Source organism: Sphingomonas naphthae, from assembly GCF_028607085.1.
In the GTDB taxonomy this organism is placed as follows: domain Bacteria; phylum Pseudomonadota; class Alphaproteobacteria; order Sphingomonadales; family Sphingomonadaceae; genus Sphingomonas_Q; species Sphingomonas_Q naphthae.
In genome coordinates this window covers 1,200,259-1,216,841 of sequence record NZ_CP117411.1, presented here as the reverse complement: position 1 = coordinate 1,216,841, position 16,583 = coordinate 1,200,259, and the positions used below count along the sequence as shown (strand labels likewise).

The 16,583-nt window shown below is 68.1% G+C and carries 12 protein-coding genes; 8 read left to right on the top strand and 4 right to left on the bottom strand.

The window, feature by feature from the left end; translation table 11 throughout:
- The first annotated feature begins 13 nt into the window (after positions 1–13).
- From PQ455_RS05785 to PQ455_RS05770, 4 genes are all read left to right on the top strand, one after another.
- Positions 14–1,579 (top strand): aldehyde dehydrogenase (NADP(+)), encoded by a 1,566-nt coding sequence (locus PQ455_RS05785; RefSeq protein ID WP_273690047.1) that lies wholly within the window; start codon positions 14–16, stop codon positions 1,577–1,579.
- Between the two features lie 183 nt (positions 1,580–1,762).
- The gene (gene kdgD / locus PQ455_RS05780; protein WP_273690046.1) at positions 1,763–2,704 is read left to right on the top strand and encodes a 5-dehydro-4-deoxyglucarate dehydratase; all 942 of its coding nucleotides are present in this window, start codon (positions 1,763–1,765) and stop codon (positions 2,702–2,704) included.
- Positions 2,705–2,723: 19 nt separating this feature from the next.
- A complete protein-coding gene (locus PQ455_RS05775; RefSeq protein WP_273690044.1) occupies positions 2,724–3,617 on the top strand; it encodes a LysR substrate-binding domain-containing protein in 894 nt (297 codons plus the stop codon).
- Positions 3,614–5,167 (top strand): carboxylesterase/lipase family protein, encoded by a 1,554-nt coding sequence (locus PQ455_RS05770; RefSeq protein ID WP_273690042.1) that lies wholly within the window; start codon positions 3,614–3,616, stop codon positions 5,165–5,167. Before PQ455_RS05775 ends, PQ455_RS05770 begins: the two co-directional genes overlap by 4 nt.
- A gap of 9 nt (positions 5,168–5,176) precedes the next feature.
- On the opposite strand, the gene alaS is transcribed toward PQ455_RS05770, so the two are convergent.
- The 4 genes from alaS to PQ455_RS05750 all read right to left on the bottom strand — a co-directional run bounded on the left by alaS (position 5,177) and on the right by PQ455_RS05750 (position 12,951).
- Positions 5,177–7,843 (bottom strand): alanine--tRNA ligase, encoded by a 2,667-nt coding sequence (gene alaS, locus PQ455_RS05765; protein ID WP_273690040.1) that lies wholly within the window; start codon positions 7,841–7,843, stop codon positions 5,177–5,179.
- A gap of 75 nt (positions 7,844–7,918) precedes the next feature.
- Positions 7,919–8,296 (bottom strand): hypothetical protein, encoded by a 378-nt coding sequence (locus tag PQ455_RS05760; RefSeq protein ID WP_273690038.1) that lies wholly within the window; start codon positions 8,294–8,296, stop codon positions 7,919–7,921.
- A gap of 191 nt (positions 8,297–8,487) precedes the next feature.
- A complete protein-coding gene (locus PQ455_RS05755) occupies positions 8,488–11,787 on the bottom strand; it encodes a TonB-dependent receptor (protein ID WP_273690036.1) in 3,300 nt (1,099 codons plus the stop codon).
- Between the two features lie 18 nt (positions 11,788–11,805).
- Complete coding sequence (locus PQ455_RS05750; protein ID WP_273690035.1) at positions 11,806–12,951, bottom strand: purine-nucleoside phosphorylase; 1,146 nt, start codon at positions 12,949–12,951, stop codon at positions 11,806–11,808.
- A 145-nt stretch (positions 12,952–13,096) separates the two neighbouring features.
- Between PQ455_RS05750 and PQ455_RS05745 the strand changes: the two genes are divergently transcribed.
- The 4 genes from PQ455_RS05745 to PQ455_RS05730 all read left to right on the top strand — a co-directional run bounded on the left by PQ455_RS05745 (position 13,097) and on the right by PQ455_RS05730 (position 16,481).
- Positions 13,097–14,020, top strand: a complete 924-nt coding sequence (locus PQ455_RS05745; protein ID WP_273690034.1) for a 5'-methylthioadenosine/S-adenosylhomocysteine nucleosidase — start codon at positions 13,097–13,099, stop codon at positions 14,018–14,020.
- Between the two features lie 20 nt (positions 14,021–14,040).
- Positions 14,041–15,039 (top strand): alpha/beta hydrolase, encoded by a 999-nt coding sequence (locus PQ455_RS05740; protein WP_273690033.1) that lies wholly within the window; start codon positions 14,041–14,043, stop codon positions 15,037–15,039.
- Complete coding sequence (locus tag PQ455_RS05735) at positions 15,036–15,506, top strand: RNA pyrophosphohydrolase (RefSeq protein ID WP_273690031.1); 471 nt, start codon at positions 15,036–15,038, stop codon at positions 15,504–15,506. The genes PQ455_RS05740 and PQ455_RS05735 overlap by 4 nt, the downstream gene beginning before the upstream one ends.
- Positions 15,507–15,650: 144 nt before the next feature.
- Positions 15,651–16,481: a DUF481 domain-containing protein gene (locus PQ455_RS05730; protein WP_273690030.1), complete on the top strand. Its 831-nt coding sequence runs from the start codon at positions 15,651–15,653 to the stop codon at positions 16,479–16,481.
- The last annotated feature ends 102 nt before the right edge of the window (positions 16,482–16,583 follow it).

Genomic DNA, 16,583 nt, shown 5'->3' with positions numbered 1-16,583 from the left:
AGAGGCTAGCGAAATGGACGGGACCATGATTATCGGCGGCGAGCGACTGCTCGGCGCGCAGGGCAGCGTGCAATCCGTTGCCGCAGCGACGGGCGAGCCGCTGGAGCCCGCCTTCGGCACCGCCTCCACCGACGACGTCGCCCGCGCCTGCGCGCTGGCCGAGGAAGCCTTCGACAGCTTCCGCGAGACCACGCCGACCGAGCGTGCCGCCTTCCTCGACACGATCGCCGACGAAGTCCTCGCCATCGGCGACCCGCTGATCGAGCGCGTGATGCTGGAAAGCGGCCTGCCGCGCGGCCGGCTGGAAGGCGAGCGCGGTCGCACCATGGGCCAGCTGCGCATGTTCGCCAACGTGCTGCGCGAGGGTAGCTGGCGCGGCGTGCGGATCGATCCGGCCCAGCCCGATCGCGCCCCTGCCCCCCGCCCCGATCTGCGCCTGCGCCAGATCCCGGTCGGCCCGGTCGCGGTGTTCGGCGCCTCCAACTTCCCGCTCGCTTTCTCGGTCGCGGGTGGCGACACCGCCTCGGCACTGGCCGCCGGTTGCCCGGTGGTGGTGAAGGCCCACCGCGCCCACCTCGGCACCTCGGCGCTCGTCGCGGAGGCGATCGAACGGGCGCGGGTGAAGTGCGGTCTGCATCCCGGCGTCTTTTCGCTGATCATCGGCGAGGGCAACAGCGTCGGCACCGCCCTGGTCGCCGATCCGAACATCAAGGCGGTCGGCTTCACCGGCTCGCGCGGCGGCGGCACGGCGCTGATGCGCACGGCGGCGGCGCGGCCCGAGCCGATCCCGGTCTATGCCGAAATGTCAAGCATCAACCCGGTGCTGCTGTTCCCCGCGGCGCTCGCGGAGCGCGGCGAGGCGATCGCCAAGGGCTTTGCCGCGTCGCTCACCCTCGGCAGCGGCCAGTTCTGCACCAACCCCGGCCTCGTCATGGCGATCGACAGCCCCGCGCTGGACGCCTTCCTCGACGCCGCCGAAAAGGCGCTGTCGGTGATCCCGGCGACCACGATGCTGACGCCGGGCATCCATTCGGCCTATAGCGAGGGCGTCGCCAAGCATGGCGCGGCCGGCGCACGCCTCGTCGGCCAGGGCCTCGCGCCGACCGGTACCTACGAGGGCCATGCCCATATCTTCGAGACGGCGGCGGCGACCTTCCTGTCGACCCCGGCGCTGCACGAGGAAATCTTCGGTCCGGCGGCGCTCGTCGTGCGCTGCGCCGACGTGGCCGAGATGAAGGCGGTGCTGGCGCATATCGAGGGCCAGTTGACGATCGCGCTGCACATCGCCGATGGCGATCATGCCGCCGCGCGCGAACTGCTGCCGCTGCTGGAGCGCAAGGCCGGTCGCCTGCTCGCCAACGGCTTCGGCACGGGCGTCGAGGTGGGCCATGCGATGGTCCATGGCGGCCCCTTCCCCGCCACCTCCGATCCGCGCACCACCTCGGTCGGCAGCCTCGCGATCGAACGCTTCCTGCGCCCGGTGAGCTATCAGGATATCCCCGACGATATCCTTCCGCCGGACCTTCAGGAAGCCAATCCGCTTGGCCTGCCGCGCCGCATCGACGGCTATATGGCCTGAGGCGATCACTGTCCGTTCGTGCCGGGCAGGGCTCGGCACGAACGGACGCGTGTGCCCAAAATACCCGATCAAGTCCGAAGGCGCATCGATCGAGCGCGCCTTTGGTTTGGACCGGCAAGCCCCCGATCCCCTAGTTACGACGGGACGGCGCAAAGGCCGAAGCGACAAAGGTAGGGGATCGACATGACCGGAATCAGCCCGCAGCAAATGGCCGCCCAGATCGGCGACGGCCTCCTGTCCTTTCCGGTCACCCATTTCGATCCGACCGACCACAGCTTCCTCGAAGGCCCCTATCGCGAGCATTGCGCGTGGATGCTGGAATATGAGCTGGCCGGCCTGTTCGCGGCGGGCGGCACCGGCGAATTCTTCTCGCTCACCCCGGCCGAAGTGAAGCAGGTCGTGTCGGCCGCCGTCGTCGAGACCGCCGGCAAGACGCCCGTCATCGCCGGCTGCGGCTATGGCACCGCCATCGCCACCGGCATCGCCCGCGACGCCGAGGAAGTCGGCGCCGATGGCCTCCTCCTCCTGCCGCCCTATCTGATGACCGGCAGCCAGGACGGCCTCGCCGCCCATATCGAAGCGGTTTGCAAGTCCACCGGCCTGGGCGTGATCGTCTACAATCGCGGCAATGCGGTGGTGAACGAGGACACGCTGGCCCGCCTGTGCGAGCGCAATCCCAACCTCGTCGGCTTCAAGGACGGCGTCGGCGATATCGAACTGATGACCCGCATCTACGGCCGCATGGGCGATCGCCTGGTCTATGTCGGCGGCCTGCCCACCGCCGAGCTGTTCGCCACCCCCTATCTCACCATGGGCGTCACGACCTATTCGTCGGCGATCTTCAACTTCCTGCCGGAATGGGCGCTCGCCTTCTACAAGTCGGTCCGCGCCGGCGATCAGGTCGAGGTGATGAACCAGCTCCAGAAGTTCGTGATGCCCTATGTCGCGCTGCGTAACCGCAACAAGGGCTATGCCGTCTCGATCGTGAAGGCCGGCATGCGCTCGATCGGCCGTGACGCCGGCCCGGTCCGCTCGCCGCTGACCGACCTGACCGCCGCCGAGCAGGCCGAACTCGATGCGCTGATCGCAACGGTGGCGCCGAGCGAGGTAGCCGCCGCCGCCTGACCGGCGTAAACGCCGGCTCATGTTTGAACTCAGCCAACTCCGCTGCTTCGTCGCCGCGGCCGAAGAACTCCACTTCGGCCGCGCGGCGCAGCGCCTCAACATGACGCAATCGCCGCTCAGCCGGCAGATCCAGCTGCTCGAACGCATCCTGGACGTGACGCTGCTGGAGCGCACCAGCCGGCAGGTAAGCCTCACCCCGGCCGGCCGCGTGTTCCTGATCGAAGCGCGCCGCATCATCCGCCTCGCCGAAAGCGCCGCGCTGTCGACCCGGCGGGTGGCCAAGGGTGACGCCGGGCGACTCGCGATCGGCTTCACCGCCGTCTCGGGCTATCATCTCGTCCCCCAGATCGTGGCGCAGGCGCGCGCGGCGCTGCCCAATATCGAGCTGGAATTGCGCGAGATGGTGACCGGCGAGCAGGTCGATGCGCTCCTCACCGGGCTGATCGACATCGGCTTCGTCCGCCCGCCGATCGAGCGGCAGGAATTCACCACCATTCGCGTGCAGCAGCAGTCGTTCGTGGCGGCGCTCCCCGCCGGCGATCCGCGCCAGGCCAAGGCGGTGCTGGAGCTGTCCGATTTCGATGGCAAGCCGCTCATCATGTATGCGCGGCAGGGGGCCGGCTATTTCCACCAGATGCTGGCGCGGCTGTTCGGCGACGCGGGGGTGAACCCGCTGTTCGTGCAGCACGTTACGCAAATCCATTCGATGCTGGGGCTTGTCCATGCGGGGCTCGCGGCGGCGATCGTGCCCGAAAGCGCGCAGGGGCTCGGCATGTCCGACGTGCAGTTCCGGCGCCTCAACACCAACCCCGAAAAGCCGGTGGAGCTGCACATGGCGTGGATGACCAACAACAGCAATCCGGCGCTGCCGGCGATGCGCAACCTGTGCGCGGAAGCGGCCGCCGCCGCATGATCGACCGGCGGACGATGCTGGCGGGCCTCGCCGCCGTCCCCGCGATGGCGCAGGCGAAGATCGGGCGCGGCCCCTCCGATCCGGTCGCCACGACCTGCCACGGCCGGGTGCGCGGCACCAACGACGGCGGTGTGCTGGTGTTCAAGGGCGTGCGCTACGGCGCCGACACAGCGCCCCTCCGCTTCGCCCGCGCGGTGACGCCCGCGCCGTGGCGGGATATCGCCCCCGCCACCCGCTATGGCGCCGCCTCACCGCAGACCAGGGCCGAGGAGCCGGTCAGCGAGGATTGCCTGTTCCTCAACGTCTGGACGCCGGGGCTCGACGCGGGCCGGCGGCCGGTGATGGTCTATTTCCACGGTGGCGCGCACGCCCACGGATCGGGATCGGACCCGCTGTACGACGGCGCCAGCCTCGTGCGGCGCGGCGACGTGGTGGTGGTGACGCTCAACCACCGGCTGGCGGCGTTCGGCTATGCCTATCTGGCGCAGCTGGGTGGCCCGCGCGATTCCGGCAACGTCGGCAATCTCGATATCGTGCTGGCGCTGCAATGGGTGCGCGACAATATCGCGGCCTTCGGCGGCGATCCGAACCGGGTGATGATCTTCGGCCAGTCGGGCGGCGGCGCCAAGGCGGTCACCCTGATGGCGATGCCCGAGGCGCGCCCGCTGTTCCACACCGTCGCCACGATGAGCGGCCAGCACGTCACCGCGGCCGGCCCCAACCACGCCACGATCCGCGCCAAGGCGCTGATGAAGCGTGCCGGCGTCGCGACCGTGCAGGAGCTGGCGACGATCCCCTACCAGCGGATCGTCGACGCCATGGCCGAGACCGATCCGCTCGAGCTGAAGGGCGAGATCAGCTTCTTCTCGACGATGGATCATGGCGTGCTGCCGCGCCACCCCTTCTGGCCCGACGCCCCGCGCGAGGCGGCGCACATCCCGCTCATCATCGGCAACACCCATGACGAGACGGCGCTGTTCATCGAAAAGACGCTGCTCGCGCGCGACACGACGTGGGACAATCTGGCCGAGCGGCTCGGCCGCGAGATGACGCGCGATCTGGCGCCCGATCATGTCGTCGCGCGCTATCGCCAGATGTACCCGGAGCGCGATGCCGGCCAGATCCTCCTCGCCGCCGCGACCGCCGGGCGATCGTGGCCGGGCCATCTGATCCAGGCCGAGGCGCGCGCCGCGCTGGGCGGGCCGACGTGGATGTATCAGCTCGATTTCCCCAGCCCCGAGGCGGGCGGCATCCTCGGCGCCTTCCACACGCTCGATATCCCGCTCGTGTTCGACAACACCGCCGTGCCGACCGCGCGCACCGGCAACAGCCCGGCGGCGCGCAAGCTGGCGGGCGACATGGCGGATTGCTTCATCCGCTTCGCGCGCACGGGTGATCCGAACGGCGGCGGGCTGCCGGCCTGGCCCCGCTTCGATCTGGAAAAGCGCCCGACGATGATCTTCGATCGGACCTTGCGGATCGAGAACGACCCGCGCCGCGAGGAGCGGCTGCTGTTCGAGGTGGCGCCCTACATCAAGCCGGGCGGCTGACCATCGCCCTCAGGCGGCCGCCGCAACCTCCGCCAGCGCGGCCCGCACCGCATCCACCGCAGCTTCGGCCTTGTCGCCCTCCGGCCCACCGCCCTGCGCCATGTCCGGCCGGCCACCGCCGCCCTGCCCGCCCAAGGCCGCCACCGCCGCCTTGACCAGATCGACCGCGCTCGCCCGGCCCTTGAGATCGTCGGTCACGCCGACCGCGACGCTGGCGCGGCCCTCGTTGACCGCGACCATCACCGCCACGCCCGAGCCCAGCTTGGCCTTGGCCTCGTCGACCACGCCACGCAGCCCCTTGGGGTCGAGGCCGTGCAGCACCTGGCCCATGAAGGCCACGCCCGCGATCTGCTCCGGCCCGGCGGTGTCCTGCGCCGATCCGCCACCACCACCCAGCGCCAGCTGCTTCTTCGCCTCGGCCAGTTCGCGCTCCAGACGGCGACGCTCCTCGACCAGCGTCGCGACACGCGCCGGCACGTCCTCGGGCGAGGCCTTCAACTGCGCCGCCACTTCGCGCAGCCGTTCGTCGCGGCCGATCAGCCACAGGCGCGCGGCCTCGCCGGTCAGCGCCTCGATACGGCGCACGCCGGAGGACACCGCGCTCTCGCTGACGATCTTGAACACGCCGATATCGCCGAGCGCGTTGACATGGGTGCCGCCGCACAGCTCGACCGACCAGGGTGCGTCCTCGCCCAAGCCCATCGACAACACGCGCACCTCGTCGCCATATTTCTCGCCGAACAGCGCCATCGCGCCCGCCTCGATCGCCGCGTCGGGCGTCATCAGGCGGGTCGTGACCGCGTCATTCTCGCGGATGTGGCGGTTCACCTCGGCCTCGATCACCGAGATATCCTCCACGCTCAGCGCCTTGGGATGCGAATAATCGAAGCGCAGGCGATCGGCCGAAACCATGCTGCCCTTCTGCGTGACATGGCCACCGAGCCGGTGGCGCAGCGCCGCGTGCAGCAGGTGGGTCGCCGAATGGTTGGCGCGCAGCTTGCCCCGATTGGCGCGATCGACGATCAGCTTGACCGCCTCGCCCACCTTGAGCGCGCCGGCCGTCACCGTCGCCTTGTGCGCGTGCAGCCGGCCGAGCGGCTTGGCGGTGTCGGCGACGTCGGCCGCGAAGCCCGCGTCGCTCGCGATCCGGCCGACGTCGCCCATCTGGCCGCCGCTCTCGCCATAGAAAGGCGTCTGGTTGGTGAGGATCACCACCTCATCACCCACGCCGGCGCTATCGACCCGCGCGCCGTCCTTCACGATCGCCAGCACCTGGCCCTCGCCCTCATGCCCCGCATAGCCGGTGAATTCGGTCGCGCCGAACTCCTCGGCCAGATCGAACCACAATTCGTCGGACGCCTTTTCCCCCGATCCCTTCCACGCGGCGCGCGCGGCGGCCTTCTGCTCGGCCATCGCCGCGTCGAAGCCGGCGCGATCGACCGTCTGGCCCTGCGCCCGCAACGCATCCTCGGTCAGATCATAGGGGAAGCCGAACGTGTCGTAGAGCTTGAACGCCACCTGCCCCGGCAGCGTATCGCCCGCGCCCATCCCCGCCGTCGCCTCGTCGAGCAACCGCAGCCCATTGGCCAGCGTCTGGCGGAAGCGGGTTTCCTCCAGCTTCAGCGTCTCCTCGATCAGCGGCTGCGCCCGGACCAATTCGGGATAGGCGGCGCCCATCTCGGCGACGAGGCTCGGCACCAGACGGTGCATCAACGGCTCGGCCGCGCCGATCAGATGCGCGTGGCGCATCGCCCGGCGCATGATCCGCCGCAGCACATAGCCGCGCCCCTCGTTGGCGGGCAGCACGCCGTCCGCCACCAGGAAGCCCGCCGAGCGCAGATGATCCGCGATCACCCGGTGCGACACCTTCATCGCGCCATCGGTGGCCGTCCTGGTCAGCTCGCCGGAGGCCGCTATCAGCGCCTTGAACGTATCCGTGTCGTAATTGTCGTGGACGCCCTGCATCACCGCCGCGATGCGCTCCAGCCCCATGCCGGTGTCGATCGACTTCTTGGGCAGTTCGCCGACGATCTCGTTGGCCTCCTGCTCATATTGCATGAACACATTGTTCCAGATCTCGACGAAGCGATCGCCATCCTCGTCCGGGCTGCCGGGGGGGCCGCCGGGAATGTGATCGCCATGATCGTAGAAGATTTCCGAACACGGCCCGCACGGGCCATTGTCGCCCATCGCCCAGAAATTATCCTTCGTGGGGATGCGGATGATGCGCGCGTCGGGCAGGCCCGCGATCTTTTTCCACAGGTCGAACGCCTCATCGTCGGTATGATAGACGGTGACGGTCAGCCGATCCTTGTCGAGCCCCCATTCCTTCGTCAGCAAATTCCAGGCGTAGGTGATCGCCTGATCCTTGAAATAATCGCCGAACGAGAAATTGCCGAGCATCTCGAAGAAAGTGTGGTGCCGCGCGGTGTAACCCACATTGTCGAGATCGTTATGCTTGCCACCCGCGCGCACGCACTTCTGGCTGGACGTGGCGGTCACGTATGGCCGCGTCTCCAGCCCGGTGAACACGTTCTTGAACGGCACCATGCCGGCGTTCACGAACATCAGGGTCGGGTCGTTCTGCGGCACCAGCGGCGCGGACGGCACGATGCGGTGCCCGGCGGCCCCGAAATAGTCGAGGAAGGAACGGCGGATGTCGTTGGTCGAAGTCATGCCCCCGACTTAGGCGAGGGCGGCGCGCTTCTCAAGCGGAGCGGTAAGGGTTGCCGCCGTAACGGTTTCGTTCGCCTATTTCGGCACCGCCTGCGGCCCCCGCGCGGGCGAATCCCCTACCCCGCGCACCGATCGCGCCTCATTGAGCGGATGATAATCCTCCCGATCCTCGTCGGGCAGCGGCATCTCATATTCCGACCGCCCCGGCCGCCCGCACACGACGATGTCGCCGCGCTTGGATTGCGGGCAGTTTTCGGCGGCGGCGGTACGGACATTGCGTTCACGGTAGCGGGCGATCGCCTGCTGCACCGGCGTCTGCGTCCGCTTGGGCGGGCGCGGCGGGCCGGCGGTGCCGGGCGGCAATGCCTGCTCCCTGGCCTCCTCCGGCGCCGGCGGCGCCGCCTGGGGCGTCGCGACGGACTGGAGCAGGAGAGCGAGCGTCGCAACGAGCATGGCACCCTCCGGCGTTTACCCTCCGATTATGCCCGGCGGGCGGCGGGACGCAAGAACCGTTCCCTCCGAAACGTCGAACGTCCAGATGGGCGAAAAGCCGCTTGGCCTGTCGCATTGCGGCGACCCTGTGAACAGAAAAAGGGCGGGCCACCTTTCGGCGCCCGCCCCTCCCTTTACCGATTCAGGCCCGATCAGAACTCGAAGCGGGCGCCCACGCGGATCGCGTAGAGCGAGACGCGGCCGAGATTGTCGACGTTGGGGTTGCTGAAGTTCGAGAAGCGATACTGGGTGCAATTGCTGCCCACGCTTGTCGCGCAGGCCACGTTCACCACCGACGACAGATAGGGGAACGCCACCTGGCGGAGCGAACCCCAATCCTTGTCGAGCAGGTTCAGCACGTTCTCGATATCCGCGAACAGCTTGATGCGCGCGCCGCCCAGCAGCGGCACGGGCACTTCCTGATCGACGTGGAGATCGACCTTGTTCCAGTAGGGGGCCCGCTGACCGTTCTTCTTCTGGATGCCCTGCTTCAGACCATTGGCCTGCACGAAATTCTGGAACGCCGTGAAGGTTGCCGCCGAATCATAGGTGACGAGCGGATCGGCGGTGATGCTCGACACGTTCGGCACATAGAGCAGGTAGCGGCTCGACGAACCGGCGGTGCCGAACACGTTGCCGTGGCTCAGCGTCTGCACCGAATCGTTCATCGTCAGGCTGTAGGGCAGGCCCGAACGGCGCTCGGCGAAGAGGCTGAAGCGGGTCTTGTAATCGCCGAAGAAGGCGTGGTCGAAATCGAAGTGCAGCTTGATCGAGTTGCGCACCTCATAGGTCGACGTGCCATAGGCCGGGCGGTTCGGATCGACCATCGCGGTCTGGCCGTAGGTGCCCGAGGCGGTCGTGCCGTTCATCGCGGTCACGTCCTTCACGTCCTGGAAGGTGTAGCTGCCGCCCACCGACAGGCCGAAATCGAAACGCTTGTCGATCCGCGCCACCGCGACGAGCGAATGGCCCATCTTGGTGTTGGTGAGGAACAGATCGGTGTTGGCGCTGGTCGGCGTCAACGAAGCATAGCGCGGGCGGCCGTCCGGCGTCACGCCGATCTGGCGCAGGCGCAGATCGATGTACATCGGGGCGTTGTTGACCCAGCCGTAATAGAAGTCGCCGCCCACATTCCAGCCGCGACCCAGGAAGCCGTCGAACTCGGGCGTCCAGTCGGCCGAAAGGCTCGACTTCCAGCTCGACTGCATCTTGAAGCCCGGATCCATCGAGTTGGTGTTGGCCAGCGCCAGCGATCCCGTGTTGGTCCGCAGATAATCGGTTACGAGGCTGTTGAAGTTACGCCCATCGACATTGTCGAGCGCCGCCGAGCAGAGCGCGGCGGAGATGCCGCCCTGGCAGCCCACGCCGTTCAGGTTGCGCGTGATCGTGAAGGAGTTCGCGAAAACACCCGACACCGAATAGCTGTTGCCGAGGAACACGTCGGGCGAACCGCCGCCGAACAGGCCGATACCGCCACGAAGACGCAGGGTCGGGAAAGGCTTCCACGTCGCCTGGAAGCGCGGCTGGAAGATCGCCTTGCCGTTGATGACCGAGCGGTTCGAGAAGCCATAGCGGGCGAGGAACGAGCCGTTCAGCGCCGGCGGGGTGATGCCGCCATACATGTCCGCACGGCCACCGACGGTGACGTTCAGGCGCGGCGAGGGATCCCACGCGACCTGGCCGCCGACGGTATATTGGTCATATTCGAAGCTCGCGAGCGTATCGAGCAGATTGCCCGTGACCGAACCCGAGAGCGCGAGGCTGCCCGCGCGGCGGGCCTGGAAATCGGCGACGGAGTCGAAATAATAATTGCCGAAGGCGTTCTGGGTGAAGGCGTTGCCCACCGACAGATGCATCCAGCCGGCGGTGCCCTTCATCGTGAAGTCGCTGAAGGTCCAGCGCGCCGAGGCGTCGGCACCATATTGTTCGGTGCGGACATAGTTGAAGTGGCGGAACTGATCCGGGCCGAAATAGAGGCGGGCCGCGCCCGGCGCCGCGCTGCTGCCCTGCGAGCAAAGCGTGGCGTTGGCGTTGGCGAGACCGTTCTGCTGGAGCGCCGCCGTCGGATCGAGGCAGACCTGCATCTGGGCGAAGTTGAACTCGCCGAACGGCACCGGGGTCAGGTCATATTTGCGGTAGTTGCCGCGCAGTTCGGTGTGGAAATTGCTCGACCAGTCCGAGTTGAGCTGGGCGACGTAGGAATCGACCTTCTCGGGGCGCTGGTAGTTGTTCGACTGGAGGCCGAGCGACGGGCTGGCCGGCGCGACCGACGAGAAACCGGCGATCGAGGCGTTGTTGCTGTCGTTATGGATCCAGGTGCCGGACAGGCGATGGCCGGTGGTGATGTTCCAGTCGGCCTTGATCGTCCACTTCTCGTCCTTCTCGACGGTGGTGGCCTGCACGCCGAGCGGATCGTAATTATAGACCGAGCGGGCGATCGAGCTGAAGTTGGCGATCTGCGTGTCGGTCAGGTTGGGGACGACCTGCGGGAAGCCGGCGGTGCCGATCGCGATCGGCGTCCCTTCCTTCAGATGCTCATAGGCCATCGCCAGGAACAATTTGTCCTTGATGATCGGGCCGGCGATGAAGCCGCCGTACGTCTTGGACGAATAATCGAGGTTGATGCGGCCGGTGGCGTTCGACGTGCCGGGGCGAGTGCGATCGCCGGTCAGGCTGTCGTTGTTGTAGGTGTAGAAAGCGGCACCGGTGATCGTGTTGGTGCCCGAGCGCAGCACGACGTTGATCGCGCCGCCCTGGAAGTCGCCTTCGGTGATGTCGTAGGGCGCGACCTTCACGGTCATCTGCTCGATCGCGTCGAGCGGCACGGGGCCGCGCTCGGTCGGCAGGCCGCCGTTGTTCAGGCCGAAATTGTCCGAGAAGCGCAGGCCGTCGACCGAGAATTTGTTGAGGCGGGCGTTCTGGCCAGCGATGGTGACGCCACGGCTGCCGCCGCCGGCGGCCGGATCGAGGTTGGCGAAGGGATCGCGGCGAACGATGTCGCGGATGTCGCGGCGGGTGGTGGCGATGCCGGCGATGGCGCGGCTGTCGAGCGTGGTCGAGGGGCCGGCGGCGAGGTTGACCGCGCCGGTCTTGGCGGCGGTGACGACGATCTCGGACCCGGTCTCCAGCGCGACCGGCAGGCTGAGCGGCTCACCCGCGACGAGGCGCAGATCGGTCACGCTGCTGTCGGCGAAGCCGGGGGCGGCGACAGTGACGGTGAAGGGGCCGCCGACGCGCAGGCCCGAGGCGCCGAACGTGCCGTCCGCGCCGGTCTTGGCGATCGACTTGGTGCCCGAGGGAACGTGCGTGACGGTGACCGTCGCGCCCGAAACCGGCGCGCCGTCGGCGGTGACGCTGCCGCGGATCGACGAGGTCGTCTCCTGCGCCAGAGCCGGCGCCGCACACATGATCGCGACCGCGCTGACCGCCGTCGCCGAAAGGAACCTACGCATCGAAATTACCCCCTTCTGTTATTCCTGGTTGCTCCGGGACGCACCCGGAGCCTTGCTCGCTTCACCCGGCACATGATCGGCATAGGCCGCCCAGTTACCGGTTATCTCGTCCACCACCCTGCCGCCGACGAGGAATGCCGCGTCGAGCGACGGTTGCAGCGCCGACAGCACCTTGCCTTCGGTGATGAGGCTTTCCGCCGCGCCCATGCCGGCGGGCTGGACCGAATAATTGCTGCCGGTGCGCAGCACGAGCGCGCGCTTCGGATCGGCCTTGCCGACCCGGCCGAGCATATCGAGCGCGCCGATGACGCCCGAATCCTCCATCGCGGTCATCACGAACCGGCCCTTGCCGCCGGTCCAATAGGCGACCCAGCGTTCGACATGGTCGTTGAGCAGCTGGCCATGCCAGAAGGTCTGGCCGGTCGCCTCGTCGCCCACGATCACCTTCGGCTTCTCGATCGCCTTGGGCCACGCCTTGTAGGCGGCGCGGATCTCGCCCAGCACGGGCGGATCGGGCAGCGTCATGTCGGCGGTGAGCTTATAGGCCCAGTCGCGCAGGCCCTTGTTGAGCGGGAAGAGGTTGTAGCTGGTGTCGGTGGGGACCGGCGCCTCATAGGGCGCGCTGCGGCCGCGCGCGAACATGCCGGCGGTCCAGCCCTTGGGCGCCTCGCGCGGGTCGATCGCATAGCCGTAATCGGTATCGATCACATCGCCGATCCACGCGGCGGAGCCGACCGACGCCTCGACCGGGTTGGTGCCGGCGATGGCGGCCACCATCCAATAGGCTTTGGTCAGGTCGAAGCGGGGATCGAGGCCCAGCGCCATCGTCGACGCGGCGGCGCGGTTGGTGCCGATCCCGGTCGAGAGCAGCAGCACCTGCTTCTTGGGATCATAGCCGAGATGGCGGAAGCCCGCCGGGAAGGGCAGGAATTGCGGCATGGTGGCCGCCCACGCCTGATATTCGCCGGCGCGGTCGCCGGTATCGGCGCCGATCTCGAACGCGGTGACGATCACCATGCGGATCGGAATGGGCGCCGTCGCGGCGGCCGGTGTGGGCGCCGGCGCGGTTTGCGCGGATACGGATTGCGACGCCAGCAGCGCCGCCATCGCCACGCAGGCGACGCGCGCAGCCGTACCGGCAGCTCGCGAACGAATGACAGTCATGGGCCCCCTTCGGTGCCGTCCGGGAACCCTCTCCTTGCCCTTGCGCCCCGCTTTTCGTTGCGGGGTCGACAGAGACCTATCAAATCGGCCAAGCCTCGCAAGACCGATCGCTGCGCCGCAGCAACATTGTGCCACGGAGTGACTTATGCGCCGCACTGCCCTCGTCCTCGCGCTCCTGATGGCCGCCGCGCCGCTCCCTGCCGCGGTGCCGAAGGGGCCGGTCGATACGGTCGAGCGGATCGCCATCGTCTCCGCCTTCCCGCCCGAATGGATCACGCTTCAGGCGATGATCGCGGACAAGAAGGAATGGACCGTCAACGGCGTGCAGTTCGTCGGCGGCACGATGAGCGGCAAGCCGGTGCTGCTGTTCCTGTCGGGCGTGAGCATGACCAACGCGGCGATGACGACGCAGCTGGCGCTGGATCGCTTCAACATCAGCCGGATCGTCTTTTCGGGCGTGGCAGGCGGCATCGATCCCGCGCTCGACGTGGGCGACGTGGTGGTGCCCGACAAATGGGGCACCTACCTCGAATCGATCTTCGCGCGCGACACCGGCGGCGGCAAGTTCGAGCCGGACGGCAGCCTGCTCGAAACCCCGCGCCTCAAGAATTACGGGATGATCTATCCGCGCGGCGTATCGGTGCGGCGCGACGGGGCGGACGGGATCGAGCGGCGCTTCTGGTTCGACGTCGATCCCGCGATGCTCGCCACCGCCCGCACGGTCGCCGCCAGGACGAAGCTGGAGCGGTGCCAGCAGAGCCTGTGCCTGGTCGCCCAGCCCAAGGTGGTGGTCGGCGGCACCGGCGTATCCGCATCGGTGTTCATGGATAACAAGGTCTTCCGCGAATATCTGTTCGATGCCTTCAAGGCGACCGTGACCGACATGGAGACCGCCGCCGTGGGGCAGGTCGCCTATGCCAATCGCGTGCCCTATATCGCCTTCCGCAGCCTCTCCGATCTGGCCGGCGGGCAGCCGGGGGAGAATCAGGCGCGCGCTTTCTACAAGCTGGCGTCGGACAATTCGGCGGTGGTGGTGAAGGCGTTCGTCGCGGCGCTCGACGCCAAGTGACGGCCTGCTAAATCACCCTCATGCCTGACGAATCCCCTGCCCCGTTCATCCGCGAGGATGTCGCCAAATTCCTGGCCTTCCTGAAGATGATGAACACGCCCGGCAGCCATGAGCTGGGCGCGATCGAGGGGCGCAAGGCGATGCGCGCCAACGCCAGCCTCGCCGACAGGCCCGTCGGCGAACTGGCGGTGCTGCGCGACATATCAATCCCGCGCGCGGGCGGCCCGGCGATCCCGGCGCGGCTGTTCGACCGGCGCGACAATCGCCTGCCCGGCCCGGCGGTGATGTTCACCCATGGCGGCGGCTGGGTGGTGGGCGATCTCGACACCCACGCCTCGCTCTGCGCCGAGATCGCGCGCACGCTCGACCTGCCGGTGATCGCGATCGACTATCGGCTGGCGCCCGAAAACCCCTGGCCGGCGGCGCCCGACGATTGCGAGGCCGCCGCGCGCTGGATCGCCACCTCGCCCGCCGATCTGGGGCTGGCGATCACCGGGCTGGTGCTGATGGGGGACAGCGCGGGCGGCACGCTGGCCGTCACCACGGCGATGGCGCTGCGCGATGCGCCCGCCGCCATGCCGGTGCTGGTGCAGGCGCCGCTGTATCCCGCGATCGACCATGGCCCGGATTATGCCTCCTACGCCACCTTCGCCGATGGGTATTTCCTGAGCGACGCGGGCATGCGCTGGTTTCAGCAATGCTATCAGCCCGATCTGACCCACTGGCGCGGCGCGCCGATCCGGGGCGACCAGACGGGGATGCCGCCGACGTTGGTGCTGACCGCCTCGCTCGATCCCTTGCGCGATCAGGGCCGGGCCTATGCCGCCGCCACGATCGCGGCGGGCGTGCCGACCGTCTATCGCGAGGCCAGGGGCACGATCCACGCCCACCTGAGCCTGCGAAACGCCCTTCCCTCGGCGGTGGGCGATCTCGGCGGGCTGCTCGCCACCCTGAAACCCATGATCGTCGAGGCCGAGGCCGCCCGCGTGCTGGCCGCCGCCTCGGGAGAGCCCGCTTGACCGACCTGCCCTATCGCCCCGCCGCCGGCGTGATGCTGCTCAACGCCGAGGGGCAGGTGTTCGTCGCCCAGCGCATCGATACGACGCTGGAGGCGTGGCAGATGCCGCAGGGCGGGCTCGACCCCGGCGAGGACGCCCGCACCGGCGCGCTGCGCGAGCTGGAGGAGGAGACCGGCATCCCCGCGTCGCTCGTCGAGGTGATCGCGACGACGAAGGAGGAATTGTTCTACGACCTGCCGGCCGATCTGGCGGGGCGGCTGTGGAAGGGCAAATGGAAGGGCCAGCGCCAGAGCTGGTTCCTGTGCCGGTTCCTCGGCGCCGATGCCGACGTGAACCTGGAAACCGCCCACCCCGAGTTTCGAGCCTGGAAATGGGCCGAGCCGGCCACGCTTCCCGACATGATCGTGCCGTTCAAGCGCCGTTTATACGAGGATGTGCTAAAGGCGTTCGCCGACCATCTCGCCTGAGCCCGTTCCCCGCCTGTCCGGGGGGCCGTCCGAGGAGACCGACCGCTGCGTTACCTGCTGCCCGCCCGCGCCCCGACGCTCGCCGTCGCCGCGCTGATCGCCCCCGCATCGGCGCAGGCCGAACTGCCCGAGGCGGTGATCCGCATGATCGTGCAGGCCTATAAGACCAACGACGATGCGACGATCAAGGCGGTCAAGGAGATCGCAAAAAAGACCTACCCTGACGACGAGATCGAGATCGACCGCATCGCCTCCGGCGACGCCGCCCTGCTCGCCGCGCGCCGCGCCGCCGACCGCCGCGCCGAGGAAGCGCGCATCCGCGCCGCCGGCTTCCTCGATATCTGGAAGGGCGAGGTCGAACTCGGCGGATCGCGCGCGACCGGCAACAGCGACATCGTCGCCGTCTATGCCGCCGCCAATCTCACCCGCGACGGGATCGAATGGCGCCACAAGCTCAACGCGCGCGTCGATTTTCAGCGCACCGACGACGAGACGACGGCGGAGCGCGTGCTGGTCGCCTACCAGCCCAATTACAAATTCTCGCTCAAGAGCTACGCCGCCGGCATCGCCCAGTACGAGCATGACCGGTTCCTCGGCTACACCGAACGCTACACGCTCGGCGTCGGCATCGGCCACGACATCATCGACCGGCCCGATCTGAAGGTGAGCGTCGAAGGCGGCCCGGCGCTGCGCCGCACCGTCTATACCGACGAGGCGCCCGTTACAGCGATCGCCCCGCGCGCCTCGATGTCGGCGCGCTGGTCGCTCTCGCCCGATGTGGTGCTGAAGCAGGATGCCTCGGGCTATCTCGAGCGGGACACGATCAACTTCACGTCGATCACCTCGCTCGAAACCCGGCTGATCGGCGCGCTCAAGGCGAAACTGTCGTACAACGTCCTCTACGAACGCAACGCCCCCGAAGCCCGCCGCTCGCTCGACACACTCACCCGCGCGACCTTCGTCTACGGCTTCTGAGCGATGTCACATCTTTACAGTATGACATCTCCAACAGGCCGATAGCGCACTACCCTACCCTTTTGCGCCGCACAATCGTGCGGCCCGCGCGGCCCCCATGTG